Raw genomic sequence first — 17,897 nt, forward strand, 5'->3', positions numbered from 1 at the left:
GCGGGTCCGCAGCAGGCTACGGGATCCGCTGTGGGCGTACGTCCCGCCGGAACGTCGCCGAGGTCCCGCGCGCTTTGCATACAGTGGCAGGAACGGCAGGAAAACCGCGGTTTTCACAACCGCCTCCGCTCGCGAAGGGACGCACATGCCCATGGGTCACACGACCACAGCCGAGGCAGGCTCCGGGGGCCTGACAGCGACCGAGCACCGCCTGGCCAACGGTCTGCGCGTGGTGCTCTCCGAGGACCACCTGACCCCGGTGGCGGCGGTCTGCCTCTGGTACGACGTCGGCTCCCGCCACGAGGTCAAGGGACGCACCGGCCTGGCTCACCTCTTCGAGCACCTGATGTTCCAGGGCTCGGGGCAGGTCAAGGGCAACGGCCACTTCGAGCTCGTGCAGGGGGCCGGCGGCTCGCTCAACGGCACCACCAGCTTCGAGCGCACCAACTACTTCGAGACCATGCCCGCCCACCAGCTCGAGCTCGCCCTGTGGCTGGAGGCCGACCGCATGGGCTCCCTGCTGGCCGCCCTGGACGATGAGTCCATGGAGAACCAGCGGGACGTGGTCAAGAACGAGCGCCGTCAGCGCTACGACAACGTGCCCTACGGCACCGCCTTCGAGAAGCTGACCGCCCTGTCGTACCCGCAGGGCCACCCCTACCACCACACGCCGATCGGCTCCATGGCGGACCTGGACGCGGCCACCCTGGAGGACGCCCGCGAGTTCTTCCGCACCTACTACGCGCCGAACAACGCGGTGCTCTCCGTGGTCGGCGACATCGACCCCCAGCAGACCCTCGCCTGGATCGAGAAGTACTTCGGGTCAATCCCGTCCCACGACGGCAAGCCGGCCCCCCGCGACGGCTCCCTGCCGGACGTCATCGGCGAGCAGAAGCGCGAGGTCGTCGTCGAGGAGGTCCCGGCGCGCGCCCTGATGGCCGCCTACCGCCTCCCGCACGACGGCACGCGCGCGTGCGACGCCGCCGACCTCGCCCTGACCGTCCTCGGCGGCGGCGAGTCCTCCCGCCTCTACAACCGGCTGGTCCGCCGCGACCGTACGGCCGTCACCGCCGGCTTCGGCCTGCTGCGCCTGGCCGGTGCGCCCTCCATGGGCTGGCTGGACGTGAAGACCTCCGGTGACGTCGAGGTGCCGGTCATCGAGGCCGCCATCGACGAGGAGCTGGCCCGGTTCGCCGAGGAGGGCCCCACGCCCGAGGAAATGGAGCGCGCCCAGGCCCAGTTGGAGCGCGAGTGGCTGGACCGGCTCGGCACGGTCGCCGGCCGCGCCGACGAACTGTGCCGCTTCGCCGTCCTGTTCGGCGACCCGCAGCTCGCCCTCACCGCCGTCAAGCGCGTCCTGGAGGTGACCCCCCAGGAGGTCCAGGAGATCGCCAAGGCCCGCCTGCGCCCGGACAACCGCGCCGTCCTGGTGTACGAGCCGAAGGCCCCGGAGGAGGTCCCGGACGCCGGCGTCCCCGAGGACCCGGAGCAGGAAGCGACCGTAGAGGCCGGTAACGAGAACGAGGAGACGGCCAAGTGACCGAGCTCGCCACCATGGAGTTCCACCCCCAGCCGCAGCCCGGCGAGGCCAGGCCGTGGGCGTTCCCGGCCCCCGAGCGCTCGGCTCTGGACAACGGCCTGACGGTGCTGCGCTGCCACCGACCCGGCCAGCAGGTCGTCGCCGTCGAGGTGCTGCTGGACGCGCCCCTGGACGCCGAGCCGGCCGGCCTGGACGGCGTCGCCACGATCATGGCGCGGGCCTTCTCCGAGGGCACCGACAAGCACTCCGCCGAGGAGTTCGCCGCCGAGCTGGAGCGCGCGGGCGCCACCCTGGACGCGCACGCCGACCACCCCGGCGTCCGGCTCAGCCTGGAGGTCCCGGCCTCCCGCCTGCCCAAGGGCCTCGGCCTGCTCGCCGACGCCCTGCGCGCGCCCGCCTTCGCCGAGAGCGAGGTCGAGCGGCTGGTCCGCAACCGCCTGGACGAGATCCCGCACGAGCTGGCCAACCCCTCCCGCCGGGCCGCCAAGGAGCTGTCCAAGGAGCTGTTCCCGGCGGCCTCGCGCATGTCGCGCCCCCGCCAGGGCACCGAGGAGACCGTCGAGAAGATCGACGCCGGCGCCGTACGCGCCTTCTACGACCGGCATGTACGCCCCGGCACGGCCACCGCGGTCGTGGTCGGCGACCTCACCGGCGTCGACCTGGACGCGCTGCTCGCCGACACCCTCGGCGCCTGGACCGGCACTCCGGGCGAGCCGCGGCCCGTGCCGCCGGTGACCGCCGACGACACCGGGCGCGTGGTCATCGTGGACCGGCCCGGCGCCGTCCAGACGCAGCTGCTCATCGGCCGGATCGGGCCCGACCGGCACGACCGGGTGTGGCCCGCCCAGGTGCTCGGCACGTACTGCCTCGGCGGGACCCTCACCTCCCGCCTGGACCGCGTCCTGCGCGAGGAGAAGGGCTACACCTACGGGGTGCGCGCCTTCGGCCAGGTCCTCCGGTCCGCGCCGGACGGCACGGGCGCGTCGATGCTCGCCATCAGCGGCTCCGTGGACACCCCCAACACCGGCCCGGCGCTGGACGACCTGTGGAAGGTGCTGCGCACCCTCGCGGCGCAGGGTCTGACGGACGCCGAGCGGGACGTGGCGGTGCAGAACCTGGTCGGGGTGGCGCCGCTGAAGTACGAGACCGCGGCGGCCGTCGCGAGCACGCTGGCCGACCAGGTCGAGCAGCACCTGCCCGACGACTTCCAGGCGACGCTGTATCAGCGGCTCGCGGCGACGGGCACGGTGGAGGCCACGGCCGCCGTCGTGAACGCCTTCCCGGTGGACCGCCTGGTGACCGTTCTGGTCGGTGACGCGTCGCAGATCAAGGCGCCGGTGGAGGCGCTCGGCATCGGCGAAGTGAGCGTCGTGGCGGCCGAGTAGCGGCCACGCGCGCGTGGGGCTCCGACGGCCTGTGGACCGTCGGAGCCCCACGCTGTTCCACTCGCTTCCTCAGATGCCCGATTTGGGGCGGAGGTTGCCTGTCTGCCCTGTGGGATGCGCTACAAAGACCCGGATCCGTTTGGGATTCGAAAGCGGGTTTTCGTAGCGTCGTCCGGGCTGTCCGCCGGCAGTGCGCCGCACCCGCGGCACCGGACAGCCATCGCCGAGTCCCCGTACGGCGCGAGCCAGGGGAGCCGGGGACCCACGTCCCTGGGGTGAATCGGGCGCCCGCGCGAGCCGCGAGGGAGCCCGTAGGAGACCTTCCTGCTCCGAACCCGTCAGCTAACCCGGTAGGCGAGAGGGAAGGAAAGGACCAGCCACTCCATGGCGTTCATGTGCGCCTCCGGGAAGCACCGCAAGCCCGGCCGGGTCAAGCGCACCACCGCTCAGGCGGCCGGCATCGCTGCCCTCACCACCACCGGTGTCATCGGCGCCCTCGCCGCCTCCCCGGCGCTCGCCGCCGAGAACACCGTGGAGCAGACCGGCCTCACCCCGGTCCTCGCCGTCAGCGACGACGTGGCCGAGCACATCGACGCGCAGGCCGCCGCGCAGAAGCGGGCCGCCGAGCAGAAGGCGGCCGAGGAGGCCGCGGCCAGGAAGGCCAAGCAGGAGCGCGAGGCCCGGGAGCGCGCGGCGCGCGAGGCCGAGCGCAAGCGCCTGCTGAACACCTTCGTCGCCCCGATCGCGGACTCCTACGTCTCCACCGGCTACAAGGCCAGCAGCTCCCTGTGGTCGTCCGGCTCGCACACCGGCATCGACTTCCACGCGGCAAGCGGCACGCCCGTCCACGCGGTCGGCGCCGGCACCGTCGTCTCCACCGGCTGGGGCGGCGCGTACGGCAACCAGATCGTGATCAGGATGGCCGACGGCATGTACACCCAGTACGGCCACCTGTCGTCCATCGGCGTCTCCGTGGGTCAGCGCGTGGTCCCCGGCCAGCAGATCGGCCTGTCCGGCGCGACCGGCAACACCACCGGCCCGCACCTGCACTTCGAGGCCCGTACGACCCCGGACTACGGCTCCGACGTCGACCCCGTCGCCTACCTCCGCAAGCACGGCGTGAACGTCTGACACCGCGACGCGCGACGGACGAGGCCCCGGCTCACCGAGCCGGGGCTTTCGCCGTTTTCCCACCGGCTCCGCCCGGTGGCGCTGACCAAAAAATATCCATTGCTTCCGGCCTGCCGTCGGAAATTCCGGCTCCTTGGAATAGAGTCACGGAACAGGCGTCCATCGTCGGCGTTTCACGGGGATTAAGGCGGAGGTCGGTCATGCGTATTCCGGCGCATTCGGTGTGCACGGCGATCCGGGACGACATCATCGCCGGCGTCCACGAGCGCGGCGGCCGCCTCACCGAGGAAGTCCTGGCCCGCCGCTACGGCGTCTCGCGCGTCCCCGTCCGGGAGGCCCTGCGCACCCTGGAGGCCGAGGGGTTCGTGGTGACGCGCCGGCACGCGGGCGCGTGCGTGGCCGAGCCGACCGAGCAGGAGGCCGCCGACCTGCTGGAGATGCGGACGCTCCTGGAGCCGCTCGGCGCCGGGCGGGCCGCCCAGCGGCGCACCGAGGCCCATCTGAAGGTGCTGCGCGGCCTGGTCAGACTGGGCCAGGAGCGGGCCAGGAGGGGCACCAGCGAGGATCTGCGCTCGCTGGGCGGCTGGTTCCACGAGACGCTCGCCCAGGCCTGCGGCAGCCCCTCGCTGACCGCGATGCTCACCCAGCTGCGGCACAAGATCGCCTGGATGTACGCCGTGGAGGCGCCGGCCAGCCCGGTGGACGCCTGGGCGGAGCACGGCGCCATCGTCGACGCGGTGGCGCGCGGCGACGGCGAACGCGCGCGGGCGCTCACGGCGCTGCACACCGAGCGCACGACGGCCGCGCACCGGCTGCGCATTCCCAGGGCCGCCGAGCGTGTGAGGACTTCGCAACACGCCGTAAACATCTCGGGTCTGCGGCATTAACACGGACGCCGTATACAAAGAAGAGGAATTCGGTGGCGGTGTATTTCCGCTGCCCGAATTCAAGTGTGAGCGCAATGAGCCCGGAAAAGGGCGGAGCCGCGCCGCCCCTGGAAAGGGCGACGCGGCTTCCGGTTATCGGCGCGCTGGTGTTCAGACCGTCTCGGGCAGTTCCTCGAGGCCCTCGGAGACCAGCTTGGCCAGGCGGTCCAGGGCGGCGTCCGCGCCCTCGGCGTCGGAGGCCAGGATGATCTCCTCGCCGCCCTGGGCGCCCAGGCCCAGGACACCCAGCATGGAGGCCGCGTTGACGGGGGTGCCGTCAGCCTTGGCGATCGTCACCGGGACGCCTGCGGCCGCGGCGGCTCGGACGAAGATGGAGGCGGGGCGGGCGTGGAGGCCCTCGGCCCAGCCGACGTTGACGCGGCGCTCAGCCATGTGTTGCTGCCCTTCAGTCTTCAGGGTTGTCTAGACCAGTTTCCCATATCGTGAAGCATGCCCGGATCGGACCTGTGTCCTTCCCGGGCACTGTCGGACCGCGGCCTCGATCCGACGTGTCGTCCTCCACAGCCTGCCCCGCGCCGTTGTCGGACGCGAGCCGTACTCTGGGGCCCATGCAGACCTCGGCGGACCGGAAGGACCGGCACCAGTATCCCGCCCACTGGGAGGCGGACGTGGTGCTGCGCGACGGTGGCACCGCACGCATCAGGCCCATCACCGTTGATGACGCCGACCGCCTGGTCAGCTTCTACGAGCAGGTCTCGGACGAGTCGAAGTACTACCGCTTCTTCGCGCCGTACCCCAGGCTCTCCGCCAAGGACGTCCACCGCTTCACGCACCACGACTTTGTGGACCGGGTGGGACTCGCGGCCACGGTCGGCGGCGAGTTCATCGCCACCGTACGCTATGACCGCGTCGGCGCGGACGGCATGCCCGCCACCGCACCCGCCGACGAGGCCGAGGTCGCCTTCCTGGTGCAGGACGCCCACCAGGGCCGCGGGGTCGCCTCCGCCCTGCTGGAGCACATCGCCGCGGTCGCCCGCGAGCGCGGCATCCGCCGCTTCACCGCGGAGGTGCTGCCCGCCAACACCAAGATGATCAAGGTGTTCACGGACGCCGGCTACACCCAGAAGCGCAGCTTCGAAGACGGCGTGGTCCGCCTGGAGTTCGATCTCGAACCCACCGACCGCTCCCTCGCCGTGCAGCGCGCGCGTGAACAGCGCGCCGAGGCCCGCTCGGTACGGCGGCTGCTCAGGCCCGGCTCCGTGGCCGTCGTCGGCGTCGGCCGCGCCACCGGCGGGGTCGGCCGCAGCGTCCTCGGCAACATCAGGGACGCCGGCTACGGCGGCCGGCTGTACGCCGTGAACAAGGCCTTCCCCGAGGACCTCACCGACGTGGACGGGGTGCCGGCGTACCGGTGCGTGCGCGACATCGGCGACCACGTGGACCTCGCCGTGGTCGCCGTACCCGCCGAGCACGTGCCCGCCGTGGTCGCCGAGTGCGGTGAACACGGGGTGCAGGGGCTCGTCGTCCTCTCCGCCGGATACGCCGAGAGCGGGTCCGAGGGGCGCGAGCGGCAGCGGGCGCTCGTGCGGCAGGCGCGCGCGTACGGCATGCGGATCATCGGGCCCAACGCCTTCGGGATCATCAACACCGCGGCGGACGTCCGGCTGAACGCCTCCCTCGCCCCTCAGCTGCCGCGCCCCGGCCGCATCGGGATGTTCGCCCAGTCCGGCGCCATCGGCATCGCCCTGCTCTCCCGGCTGCACCGGCGCGGCGGCGGGGTCACGGGGGTCACCGGCGTGTCTACCTTCGTGTCCGCCGGCAACCGTGCGGACGTCTCCGGCAACGACGTCCTCCAGTACTGGTACGACGACCCCGAGACCGACGTCGTCCTCATGTACCTGGAGTCCATCGGCAACCCGCGCAAGTTCACCCGCCTCGCGCGGCGGACGGCGGCGGCGAAACCGCTCGTCGTGGTGCAGGGGGTCGGCTCCGCGCCCCAGGGCCACGCGGTACGGGCCACCCGGCTGCCGCCCGCCACCGTCGCCGCGCTGCTGCGGCAGGCCGGCGTGATCCGGGTCGACACGATCACCGAGCTGGTCGACACGGGACTGCTGCTCGCCCGGCAGCCGCTGCCGGCCGGGCCCCGGGTGGCGATCCTCGGCAACTCCGAGTCGCTGGGCGTGCTGACGTACGACCGGTGCCTGGCCGAGGGACTGCGGCCGTCGCGTCCGCTGGACCTGACGACCGGGGCGACGGCGGAGGACTTCCACGGGGCGCTGGCGCGGGCCTTGGCGGACGACACGAACGACGCAGTCGTCGTCACGGCGATCCCGGCGATCGGGGAGGCGTCGCCGGGGGACGCGGAGCTGGCGGAGGCGCTGCGGTCGGCTGCGGCGGCGGTGCCGGACAAGCCGGTGCTGGTGGTGCACGTGGAGCTGGGCGGGCTCGCGGAAGCGCTGTCGGCAGCGGCCAGTACGGCACCGCAGGCCGCCGAGCCGGCACCCGGCGCGGAGGGCGGTGCCCGCCCTCCGCATCGCCCTGCGGGCCGGCCGCCCACCGCGGTGCCGGAGACCGGCGCGCCCACCGCACCCGGCACCCCTGCGGAGGGCGCCCGTCTCATCCCCGCCTACCCCGCCGCCGAACGCGCCGTGCGGGCGTTGGCCGAGGCCGTCAAGTACGGACAGTGGCGGCGGGAGGCCATGGACCCCGGCAAGGTGCCCGAGTACGACGACATCGATGAGAAGGGGGCCGCGCGGCTGATCGACGAGCTGCTCGCGCGGGGCGAAGGGCTCACCGTCTCCGACGCGGAGACCTGCGAACTGCTCGGCAAGTACGGCATCCGGGTGCGGCGCGCCCTGCCCGCACCCACCCCCGACGCCGCCGCCGAAGCTGCCCGCACCCTCGGCTACCCGGTGGCCCTCAAGGCCACCGCCCCGCACCTCAGGCACCGCGCCGACCTCGGCGGGGTGCGCCTGGACCTCGCGGACGAGGAGCAACTGCGCCGGGCGTACGCCGAGTTGACCGAGCTGTTCGGGAAGCCGGAGGAGCTGCGGCCGGTGGTGCAGAGCATGGCACCGCGCGGCGTCGACACCGTCGTACGGGCCGTGATCGACCCGGCGGCCGGGGCCGTGCTCTCCTTCGGGCTCGCCGGAGCCGCCTCCCAGCTGCTCGGCGACATGGCGCACCGGCTGGTCCCGGTCACCGACCGGGAGGCGACCTCGCTGGTGCGCTCGATCCGCACGGCGCCGCTGCTCTTCGGCTGGCGCGGCTCCACGCCCGTCGACACCCCGGCGCTGGAGGAACTGCTGCTGCGGGTGTCCCGGCTGGTCGACGATCACCCGGAGGTGGTCGCCGTCACCCTGGAGCCGGTCGTCGTCGCCCCGCACGGCGCCGGCGTCCTCGGCGCCACGCTGCGGCTCGCGCCGCCGCCCGCCCGCGACGACCTCGGCCCGCGCACGATGCCGGCCTACTGAGCGGCAGAGGGGGGACCGCATGGAGATCGCCGGCCGCGAGCTGCCCGAGGGCAGTTGGTGGGACTGGGAGGTGACCGGCTGGGACGCGGGGGAGCTGCGGCTCGCCGCCGGGTACGACCTCACGTACCACCACGGCCTGGAGGTCGGCTTCGTCGCCCCGCTCTACGTGTCCTGCCCGTTCGCCTTCCAGGACCCCGTCTTCCGTGCGCCGACGGCCGAGGAGACGGCACGGCTCGTGCGCGCCCTCGGCGAGGCGCCGGCCCTCGTGGTCGCCTTCGAAGCGGACGCCGGCGGTCCCGAGCCCCTCTCCTGCCTGATCGCCGCCGAGCGGCTGGAGGTCCGCCGGCGAGGCGTTCGCAGGCCTCCACGCGCGCGTGCGCAGGCCGCCCCCGGTCCGCGCGACTGGCCCGGACCGCCCTTGCCCACGGATTAGGATGGACGCCATGGCCAAGACCAGTACGACGACCCAGGGGCTGCGCGCGGCGATCGAGCGCAGCGGCTACTACCCGGCCCTCGTGGCCGAGGCGGTGGAGGCCGCTGTGGGCGGCGAGCCCATCCGGTCGTACCTGGTCCACCAGGAGACCACCTTCGACCAGAACGAGGTGCGCCGGCACGTGACCGTGCTGGTCCTCACCGGCAACCGCTTCATCGTCAGCCACACCGACGAGCAGGCCGCCGACAGCACCTCCCCGACGCCGTACGCCACCACCTCCACCGAGTCGGTGAAGCTCGGCCGGATCTCCTCCGTCGTGGTCAGCCGCGTCGTCGCGAACCCGGAGCAGTACGCCCCTGGCACGCTGCCCCGCGAGGTCGTGCTGACCATCGGCTGGGGCGCGGTCAGCCGCATCGACCTGGAGCCCGCCGCCTGCGGCGACCCCAACTGCGACGCCGACCACGGCTACACCGGCAACTCCACGGCCGACGACCTCAGCCTGCGCGTCAGCGAGGCCGGGGACGGCCCGGAGACGGTGCGCGAGGCGCTGGCCTTCGCCCAGGCCATCTCGGAGGCGACCGCGGACATCACCCGCTGATGTCCCAGCTCTCCGCCTGGGACCACCCGGAACCGCTCGCCCTGGACACCGCGCCGCTGCCCGAGTACGGCAGCGGTTCCCTCGCCGATCTGCTGCCCACCGTGGCCGCCGGCATGGGCGTCCCCGGCATGACCGCCACGATTCCCGAACTGACCGCGGCCGACCGGGTCTGCGTCCTGCTGATAGACGGCCTCGGCTGGGAGCAGCTGCGGGCGCACGCCGACGAGGCGCCGTTCCTGACCTCGCTGCTCGGCACCTCGCGCGGCGGCACCGGCCGTCCGCTCACCGCCGGCTACCCGGCCACCACCGCGGTCTCCCTCGCCTCCGTCGGCACCGGTCTGCCCCCCGGCCTGCACGGCCTGCCCGGCTACGCCGTGCGCAACCCGGCCACCGGCGAGCTGATGAACCAGCTCCGTTGGCAGCCGTACACCGATCCGCGCGCCTGGCAGCCGTACCCCACCGTCTTCGAGCTTGCCCACCGGGCCGGGGTGCACGCCGCCCAGGTGACCTCGCCCATCTTCGAGCACACCCCGCTCACCAGGATCGCGCTCAGCGGCGGCAGCTTCCACGGCCGGCTCAGCGGCGAGGAGCGGATGGACCTCGCGGCGGAGCAACTGGCCGCCGGGGACCGCTCGCTGGTCTACACGTACTACTCCGAGCTGGACGGCGCCGGGCACCGCTACGGCGTCGCCTCCGACACCTGGCGCGGCCAGCTCATGTACGTCGACCGGCTCGCCCAGCGCCTCGCCGAGCAACTGCCGCCGCGCAGCGCGCTGTACGTCACCGCCGACCACGGCATGGTCGACGTCCCCTTCGACGACGAGCACCGCATCGACGTCGACACCGACTGGGAGCTGCGCGCCGGGGTCGCCCTGCTGGGCGGCGAGGGCCGGGCACGGCACGTGTACGCGGTGCCGGGCGCCGAGGACGACGTGCTGACCGTCTGGCGCGAGGTGCTCGGCGAGCAGTTCTGGGTGGCCTCGCGGGACGAGGCGATCGCGGCGGGCTGGTTCGGGCCGCGCGTCGACGACCGGGTGTACGCCCGGCTCGGGGACGTGGTCGCGGCCGCGCACGACGACGTCCTGATCATCGCGTCGGAACGGGAGCCGAAGGAGTCGGCGCTGGTCGGAAACCACGGCTCGATGACGCCCGCCGAGCAGCTGGTCCCGCTGCTCGAAGTACGCTCCTGACGCTCCCCTTGTAACCCCTGTAACCCCCGCGGCCCCTCGCCGATACTCGCCGAAAGGTGCTCGACTTCTCATGCCCGAGCTGGTGTTCTTCTCCGGAACGATGGACTGCGGGAAGTCGACGCTGGCTCTGCAGATCGAGCACAACCGCTCCGCGCGCGGCCTCGTCGGCATGATCTTCACCCGCAACGACCGCGCGGGCGAGGGCAAGCTGTCCTCCCGGCTCGGCCTGGTCACCGACGCGGTGGAGGTCGCCGACGACCAGGACCTGTACGCCTCTCTCGTGGACCACCTCTCGCAGGGCCGCCGGGCCGACTACGTGATCGCGGACGAGGCCCAGTTCCTCGCGCCGCAGCAGATCGACCAGCTCGCGCGCGTGGTGGACGATCTCGGCCTGGACGTGTACGCCTTCGGGATCACCACCGACTTCCGCTCCAAGCTCTTCCCCGGCTCGCAGCGGCTGGTGGAGCTGGCCGACCGCATCGAGGTGCTCCAGGTGGAGGCGCTGTGCTGGTGCGGCGCCCGCGCCACGCACAACGCCCGCACGATAGGCGGCGAGATGGTGGTCGAGGGCGCGCAGGTCGTCGTGGGCGACGTGGACCAGTCGACGGGCGAGGTCGGCTACGAGGTGCTGTGCCGCCGCCACCACCGCCGCCGCATGACGGCGGCGACGGCCCGCGCGGCGGCCCTGTCCCCGGACGTCCTACCGGTCTCCCCACGCTGAGCCCGGTCCCGCCCCGGGCCACCCCGCACCCGTCCGGGGCCGACGCCGCCCGGTCCCGGTCGTCTCCTGGCGTGCCCTGGACCGTGCGCGTCCGTCCCCGGGCAGATGGTGCCTGGGCCCGGTCGTCTTCCGGCCGCCCTGGGCCGCGTGCGTCGTCCGGGGCAGCTGTCGCCTGGGCCGTGCGTCTGCCGGGCCGCCCTTGGGTCGCGCGCGTCCGTCCCGGGCCGACGCCGCCCGGGCCGGTATGAGCCCTGGGCCGATTCAACCCAGCCGTAAAACGGCCAGAACTCCCGGCCGTAAAACAGCCAGAACCCCCGGCCGTGGGAACCGCCAGAACCCCCGGGCTATGGGAACCGCCCGAACCCGGCTGGCCCCGCGGAGCGGTCAGTGGGGGTTTTCGACTAGCGAGAACTCCGCGCCCTCCGGGTCCGCGACCGTGGCCACGCGGCCGTGGGGGCTGTCGTGCGGCTGCCGGACGATCCGGCCGCCCAGGTCGGCGACCTGCCGTACCGCCGCGTCCACGCCGGCCACCTCGAAGTACGTCTGCCAGTGCGATCCGCGGTCGCGGGGCAGCGCGTGGCCGACGCCGTGGAGACCGGCGACCGGGCGGCCGTCGAGGTGGAGCGTCACGTAGTCGAAGTCGGCCGAGACCACCGGCTCCTGCGCGTAACCGAACACGGTCGCGTAGAACTTGGCGACGCTCTCGGTTTCGAAGGTCACCAGCTCGTTCCACGCGGGCGTGCCCGGCACGCCCGTGATCGAGGTGCCGAGGTGCGCGGCGCACTGCCAGATCCCGAACACCGCCCCGGAGGGGTCGGCGGCGATGGCCATCCGCCCGGCCTCCGCGGCGTCCAGCGGCCCGACCGCCACCGTGCCCCCGCACTCCCGCACCGTGTCGGCCGTCAGATCCACGTCGTCCGAGGCGAGATACGGCGTCCAGGCGATCGGCAGCCGGCGGTCCGGCGGCAGCTGCCCCATGCCCGCCACCTCGTGGTCGTCCAGCAGCGCCCGCACATACGGGCCGAGCTGCTGCGGGCCCGGCCGGAACTCCCAGCCGAACAGCTCTCCGTAGAACTCCTCGGTGGCGGCCAGCCCGTGCGCCATCAGGCTCACCCAGCAGGGCGTGCCGGGCGCACGCCCCGCGTTCGGGCCGGCCGGCTCCCGTGCCTCGGTCATCGATCACTCTCTCCCCGGCCCCTCGCGGTGGCCGTGTCGCTTCCGCCCCCGCAAGGGGGTCCACGCCGGCGTCGGTCACGCCCGTGCCGGTGCCCGCATCCTCCCCGCCGGGGCGGGCCGTGGCGCGCCGCCGCTCGGCGACACCCCCGGGAGGATGCCCGGTCTGCCGTCCTCGCCGCTTCCTGACGATGGCCGGCGGGTGTCCGCCGGCTGTACAGCACGTGCTCGATCCCGTACGCCACGTGATCGAGCGTGTCCGGCCGAGCAGAGTAGCCGGACCTGGACGCCGCGGCCACCCCTGGCGTATGCATGGCGCCATGACAGCCATCATCACCGCAACCGATCTCGCGCATGAGCTGGCCGGAGACCGCCCTCCGGTGCTGCTGGACGTGCGCTGGCAGCTGAGCGTGGCGAAGGCGGCGGGCGCGCCGGCCTTCGACGGGCGCGCCGAGTACGCCGCCGGGCACATCCCGGGCGCGGTCTTCGTCGACCTGGACCGGGAGTTGGCCGGCGAGCCCGGCGGGAACGGCCGGCATCCGCTGCCGGACCTCGAGGAGTTCGGTGCCGCGATGCGCCGCGCGGGCGTCTCGGCCGGCCGCCCGGTCGTCGTGTACGACGGCGGCCAGGGCTGGGCGGCGGCGCGCGCCTGGTGGCTGCTGCGCTGGACGGGTCACCCGGACGTGCGGGTTCTGGACGGCGGGTTGCCGTCCTGGCAGGGCGAACTGTCCACCGGGGCGCCGGAGCCGGCCGAGGGCGACTTCCGGCCCGAGCCGGCCGCCTCCGGGCTGCTGGACGCGGACGGCGCCGCCACCCTGGCCCGCTCGGGTGTGCTGCTGGACGCGCGCGCGGGGGAGCGCTACCGCGGCGAGGTGGAGCCGATCGACCGGGTCGGCGGGCACATCCCGGGTGCGGTGTCGGCGCCGACCACGGAGAACGTGGGCCCCGACGGCCGCTTCCTGCCGGCGGACGAACTGCGGGACCGCTTCAAGGCCCTGGGCGTGTCCGGGGACGCCGAGGTGGGCGTGTACTGCGGCTCGGGCGTCTCCGCCGCCCATGAGGTCCTGGCGCTCGCCGTGGCGGGCATTCCGGCGGCCCTGTACGTCGGTTCGTGGTCGGAGTGGTCCTCGGACCCCGGCCGCCCGGTGGCGGTGGGCGCGGATCCGAAGTAGCGGCGCTCCGGGCACACTCCACAACGCCCGAGCACACCGTGCAGCGCGGGCACGCACGCGTGCAGCCGGAAGTAGGGGCACGCGCGCGTGCAGCCGGAAGTGGGGGCACGCACGCGTGCCCCCACTTCCCTTTGCCGTACGGCCGGTTACTCCTGCTTCTTGCGGCGCGTGCCGAAGACGATCTCGTCCCAGCTCGGCACGGCGGCGCGGCGGCCGGGGCGGACGCCGTCGGCCTCGGCCTGGCGGTCGGTGGCGCCGATGAGCCGGTCCCGGTGGCTGCCCACGGAGCGGGGCATGAGGACGTCCGCGTAGGCCGAACCGGCCGAGGCGGCGGGGGCCGGCGGCTCCTCGGCGGCCGGTTCGGCGTCGGGCTCCTCCGGTGTCTCCGCCGGGCGCTCCGGGACGACCAGGTCGCCCCGGAAGCTCGGCACCGCCTCCAGCAGACTGGTCAGCGAATCGCGTTCGCCCGTGCCCTCCTCGGCGGGCTCGGACGACTGCGCGGGCAGGCTCGGCCGCTCCCGGTCGCTCCGGTCGAGCGCGCGGTCCATCGAGCGCTCGCGCGGCAGGCGGGCGATGCGCGGCACGAACGGGAAGCTCGGCTCGGGTGCGGCGAGGTCGTCGGACTCGCCGATGAGCGAGCGCGCCTCGTCGTCCACGGCCTGCACGAGCCGCCGGGGCGGGTCGTACGTCCAGCTCGCCGAGTGCGGTTCGCCCGCGACCCGGTAGACGAGGAGCACCTCCCAGGTGCCGTCGTCGCGGCGCCAGGAGTCCCACTGCACGGTGTCCTTCTCGGCGCCGCGCAGCAGCAGCCGCTCCTGCACGGCCTCGCCGAGCAGCGGTCCGGAGTTCTCACCGGGGCGGCGCACCGGGGTCTTGCGGGCGCGCTCGGCCATGAAGGCGCGCTCGGCGAGCACGGGGCCCTCGAAGCGCCGTACCCGGTCCACGGGGATGCCGGCGAGCTGCGCGACCTCTTCCGCGGTGGCACCCGCGCGTATACGCGCCTGGATGTCACGGGGGCGCAGATGGCTCTCGACCTCGATCTCGATCTGGCCGAGGCGGGGCCGGTCGCCGCGCACGGCGGCGCGCAGCCGTTCGTCGATCGGAAGGGTGTACTCCGTTGCGTCGGCAGCCTTCAGCACCAGCCGTGTGCCGTCATTCGAGACGGCCACGACACGCAGTTCGGGCATGGGGACCTCCCGGGTGGTGCCTGCCGACGTCACGTGCGTCGCTGCTTCCGCTAGTCGAGTGTGGCCTGCCCGGGTGCAGCCTGCCACAACCTTGCCGAGTTGCCCGGCGTGTCGGGCACGGGCCCTGGGCCGCCGTTATGGCACGGTTACCTGTTCGCAACGCTAAGTGACCAAATCCGTCACCCTGTGCAACTAGCCCCCCTCCCGGCGGTCCTGCAAGGCCGCGGACACCCTGGTGGGAGACCGGACCCAGGGCTCGCAACAGTACTCCATTTGGACCATGTGCGTGGATGGGCGCGCCGCCCAACTTCTGGCAACGCCTGCGACTTGGCCGTCGGCAACCGGTTTTGCGGATCGTGAACGTGGCGAACTTCACGCAATCCCCAGAAACGGACCTATGGTTTCCGGTGGGGGCGAGTTCCGGGTTTCGCGGGAAACGCCCGTTGCGGCGCCTACGACCCCAGAACCCTCCGCAAGTAGGCGTTGTGGAACAGCCGTTCCGGGTCGAGCCGGTCCCTCAGCGCCGTGAACTCGCCGAAGCGCGGGTAGACGCGCGCGAGGTACTCGGCGTCCCGGGTGTGCACCTTCCCCCAGTGCGGCCGGCCTTCATGGGCGGTGAAGATGCGCTCGGCGGCGGTGAAGTAGGCCTGGTACGGCGCGCCCCGGAACATGTGGACGGCGATGTAGGCGCTGTCCCGGCCGGAGGCGGTGGACAGGGTGATGTCGTCGGCCGGGGCGGTGCGCACCTCGACGGGGAAGCTGACCCGCAGCCCCGAGCGCTCGACCATGCCCTTCAGCTCGCGCAGCGTGTCCACGAGGGCCGCGCGCGGGACGGCGTACTCCATCTCCACGAAGCGTACCCGGCGCGGCGAGGTGAAGACCTTGTAGGGAATGTCCGTGTACGTCCGCGCGGACAGCGCCTTGCTGGAGATCCGGGCGATGGCCGGAATGGTGGCGGGAGCGGCGCGGCCCACCCACTGGGCCACCTGGAAGACGCCGTTGGAGAGGAACTCGTCCTCGAACCAGCCGGCCAGCTGCCCCACGGGCTGCTCGGGGCCGGCGCTGCGGTTGTTCCGCTTGGTGTTGGTGTTGCCGGTGTGCGGGAACCAGTAGAACTCGAAGTGCTCGTTCTCCGCCCACAGTTGATCGAACTCGGCGAGGACCCGGTCGAGGGGCATCGGCTCCTCGCGGGCGGTGAGCAGGAAGAGCGGCTCCACGGCGAAGGTGATCGCGGTGACGATCCCGAGGGCGCCGAGGCCTATTCGGGCCGCCGCGAAGACCTCCGGGTTCTCCTTCTCGGAGCAGGTGAGCACCGAGCCGTCCGCCGTGACGAGCTCAAGCCCCTTGATCTGGGCGGCGATCGAGGCCGACTCGCGGCCCGTGCCGTGCGTGCCGGTGCTGGTGGCGCCGGAGACGGTCTGCTCCATGATGTCGCCCATGTTGGTGAGCGACAGACCCTCGCGCGCCAGTGCCGCGTTGAGTCGCTTGAGCGGGGTGCCCGCCTCGACCGTGACGGTCATGGAGGCACGGTCAATGTTGCGGATGCCGGTCAACAGTTGAGGGCGGATCAACACACCGTCGGTCGCGGCGATCGACGTGAAGGAGTGGCCGGTGCCGACCGCCTTCACCTTCAGGCCGTCCTCGGCGGCCCGGCGCACCGCCGCCGCCAGCTCCGCCACCGACGCGGGCGCGACCTGCCGGGCGGGCCGGGCCGACACGGTGCCGCCCCAGTTACGCCAGGTGCCGTTCTTCCCGCTCGCCGTGCTGCTCAACGGTGCCTCCCCGACCCGAGGCCGGCCTGCGCAGCCGGCGGTACCCGAGGAAACCGACCGCGACCGCGACGGCCCCGGACACCGCCGGGACCCCGTACCCGGCCCGCGCCCCGGCCGCGTCGATCACCGAGCCGGCCACGGACGAGCCGAGCGCCACACCGACCGCGAGGCCGGTGCTCACCCAGGTCATGCCCTCGGTGAGCTGCGCGCGAGGTACGTGCTCTTCGATGAGGGACATCGTCGTGATCATCGTCGGCGCGATGGACAGGCCCGCAACGAACAGCGCCACGGCCAGAAGCGGCAGGTTTCCGACCAGTAGGAGGGGGATCATACTCACGGCCATCGCCGCCACGCCCAGCAGCCAGCGACGTTCCGGCGCCCCGGCGAGCCGCAGCAGCCCGAAGACCACCCCGGCGACGCAGGAACCGGCCGCGTACAGGGCGAGGACCACGCTCGCGGCGCCCTTGTGGCCGCGCTCGTCGGCGAAGGCGACGGTGACCACGTCCACCGACCCGAAGATCGCGCCGGTCGCCGCGAAGGTCGCCACCAGCACCTGGAGCCCGGCCGAGCGCAGGGCCGTACCGCTGCCGAAGGGTTCGCGCGGGTGCGGCTGGGGCTCGGTGGCGCGCTGGGCGGTGAGCCAGAAGACGCCGGCGGCCAGGAAGCAGGCGGCGAGCAGCGGCCCGGCCTCCGGGAACCAGGCCGTCGACAGCCCGATCGAGACGATCGGCCCGAAGATGAAACAGACCTCGTCGACGACCGACTCGAACGAGTACGCGGTGTGCAGCTTCTCGGTGCCCCGGTACAGCGCCGCCCAGCGGGCCCGGATCATCGCGCCAAGGCTCGGCACCGAGCCGATCCCGGCGGCGCACGCGAACAGCACCCAGTCCGGCCACGTCAGATGCGCGGCGAGCAGCAGGCCGGCCGCCGCGGCGAGGGCCACCAGGGTCGCGGGGCGCAGCACCCGGCGCTGCCCGTGCCGGTCGACCAGCCGGGAGATCTGCGGGCCGATCACCGCGGCGGACAGCGCGATGGTGGCGGACAGCGCGCCCGCGAGCCCGTACCGCCCGGTCAGCTGGGAGACCATCGTGACCACGCCGATGCCCATCATCGACAGCGGCATCCGGCCGAGGAATCCCGCGGCGGAGAACGCCTTGGTGCCGGGTTCGGCGAACAGGGCTCTGTAGGGGCTGGGCACGGGGTCTCCGAAGCGGCTCGGTAAGGCGCGAATGCGG

General features: G+C 73.2%; 15 protein-coding genes and 1 riboswitch. Of the genes, 10 read left to right on the forward strand and 5 right to left on the reverse strand.

The genetic code is table 11. The features are described from left to right. Positions 1-145: 145 nt before the first annotated feature. From AB0950_RS12525 to AB0950_RS12540, 4 genes are all read left to right on the forward strand, one after another. Positions 146-1,540 carry a pitrilysin family protein gene (locus tag AB0950_RS12525; RefSeq protein WP_360148243.1) on the forward strand — a complete coding sequence of 465 codons (1,395 nt, stop codon included), beginning with the start codon at positions 146-148 and terminating at the stop codon, positions 1,538-1,540. After that, on the forward strand, positions 1,537-2,925 hold the full coding sequence (locus AB0950_RS12530) for a pitrilysin family protein (RefSeq protein ID WP_360148240.1): 1,389 nt from the start codon (positions 1,537-1,539) through the stop codon (positions 2,923-2,925). The genes AB0950_RS12525 and AB0950_RS12530 overlap by 4 nt, the downstream gene beginning before the upstream one ends. Before the next feature lie 211 nt (positions 2,926-3,136). Continuing rightward, positions 3,137-3,297: riboswitch (cyclic di-AMP (ydaO/yuaA leader) on the forward strand. A 12-nt stretch (positions 3,298-3,309) separates the two neighbouring features. Next, a complete protein-coding gene (locus tag AB0950_RS12535) occupies positions 3,310-4,056 on the forward strand; it encodes a M23 family metallopeptidase (protein WP_360148237.1) in 747 nt (248 codons plus the stop codon). 200 nt (positions 4,057-4,256) lie between these two features. Then, positions 4,257-4,943: a GntR family transcriptional regulator gene (locus tag AB0950_RS12540; protein WP_366778479.1), complete on the forward strand. Its 687-nt coding sequence runs from the start codon at positions 4,257-4,259 to the stop codon at positions 4,941-4,943. A 150-nt stretch (positions 4,944-5,093) separates the two neighbouring features. On the opposite strand, the gene AB0950_RS12545 is transcribed toward AB0950_RS12540, so the two are convergent. Further along, positions 5,094-5,375: an HPr family phosphocarrier protein gene (locus tag AB0950_RS12545; protein WP_330337368.1), complete on the reverse strand. Its 282-nt coding sequence runs from the start codon at positions 5,373-5,375 to the stop codon at positions 5,094-5,096. Positions 5,376-5,551: 176 nt separating this feature from the next. On the opposite strand from AB0950_RS12545, the gene AB0950_RS12550 reads away from it, so the two are divergent. The 5 genes from AB0950_RS12550 (at position 5,552) to AB0950_RS12570 (ending at position 11,358) form a co-directional block, all read left to right on the forward strand. Next, on the forward strand, positions 5,552-8,416 hold the full coding sequence (locus AB0950_RS12550) for a GNAT family N-acetyltransferase (RefSeq protein ID WP_366778480.1): 2,865 nt from the start codon (positions 5,552-5,554) through the stop codon (positions 8,414-8,416). A gap of 19 nt (positions 8,417-8,435) precedes the next feature. Beyond that, entirely contained in the window at positions 8,436-8,849 is a 414-nt protein-coding gene (locus tag AB0950_RS12555; RefSeq protein ID WP_360148228.1) for a hypothetical protein, read from the forward strand. Positions 8,850-8,859: 10 nt separating this feature from the next. After that, complete coding sequence (locus AB0950_RS12560; protein WP_360148225.1) at positions 8,860-9,447, forward strand: DUF5998 family protein; 588 nt, start codon at positions 8,860-8,862, stop codon at positions 9,445-9,447. Continuing rightward, positions 9,447-10,637, forward strand: coding sequence for a nucleotide pyrophosphatase/phosphodiesterase family protein (locus AB0950_RS12565; protein WP_360570145.1), 1,191 nt, complete (start codon positions 9,447-9,449; stop codon positions 10,635-10,637). The genes AB0950_RS12560 and AB0950_RS12565 overlap by 1 nt, the downstream gene beginning before the upstream one ends. A 70-nt stretch (positions 10,638-10,707) precedes the next feature. Continuing rightward, entirely contained in the window at positions 10,708-11,358 is a 651-nt protein-coding gene (locus tag AB0950_RS12570; protein ID WP_360148219.1) for a thymidine kinase, read from the forward strand. A 384-nt stretch (positions 11,359-11,742) separates the two neighbouring features. Here the strand turns inward: AB0950_RS12570 and AB0950_RS12575 are convergent, their stop codons facing one another. Then, the gene (locus tag AB0950_RS12575) at positions 11,743-12,534 is read right to left on the reverse strand and encodes a VOC family protein (RefSeq protein ID WP_360148216.1); all 792 of its coding nucleotides are present in this window, start codon (positions 12,532-12,534) and stop codon (positions 11,743-11,745) included. 317 nt (positions 12,535-12,851) lie between these two features. Here AB0950_RS12575 and AB0950_RS12580 point away from each other — a divergent pair, with 317 nt between their 5' ends. Further along, complete coding sequence (locus AB0950_RS12580) at positions 12,852-13,703, forward strand: sulfurtransferase (protein ID WP_366778481.1); 852 nt, start codon at positions 12,852-12,854, stop codon at positions 13,701-13,703. Between the two features lie 146 nt (positions 13,704-13,849). Here AB0950_RS12580 and sepH read toward each other — a convergent pair whose 3' ends face one another. From sepH to AB0950_RS12595, 3 genes are all read right to left on the reverse strand, one after another. Further along, complete coding sequence (gene sepH / locus AB0950_RS12585; RefSeq protein ID WP_366778482.1) at positions 13,850-14,890, reverse strand: septation protein SepH; 1,041 nt, start codon at positions 14,888-14,890, stop codon at positions 13,850-13,852. Positions 14,891-15,342: 452 nt separating this feature from the next. Continuing rightward, the gene (locus AB0950_RS12590; protein ID WP_366778483.1) at positions 15,343-16,662 is read right to left on the reverse strand and encodes a D-arabinono-1,4-lactone oxidase; all 1,320 of its coding nucleotides are present in this window, start codon (positions 16,660-16,662) and stop codon (positions 15,343-15,345) included. After that, positions 16,622-17,860: an MFS transporter gene (locus AB0950_RS12595; RefSeq protein WP_360148204.1), complete on the reverse strand. Its 1,239-nt coding sequence runs from the start codon at positions 17,858-17,860 to the stop codon at positions 16,622-16,624. Before AB0950_RS12595 ends, AB0950_RS12590 begins: the two co-directional genes overlap by 41 nt. Positions 17,861-17,897 lie beyond the last annotated feature (37 nt).

Origin of the sequence: Streptomyces sp. NPDC007189, from assembly GCF_040703635.1 — a bacterium.
In the GTDB taxonomy this organism is placed as follows: Bacteria; Actinomycetota; Actinomycetes; order Streptomycetales; family Streptomycetaceae; genus Streptomyces.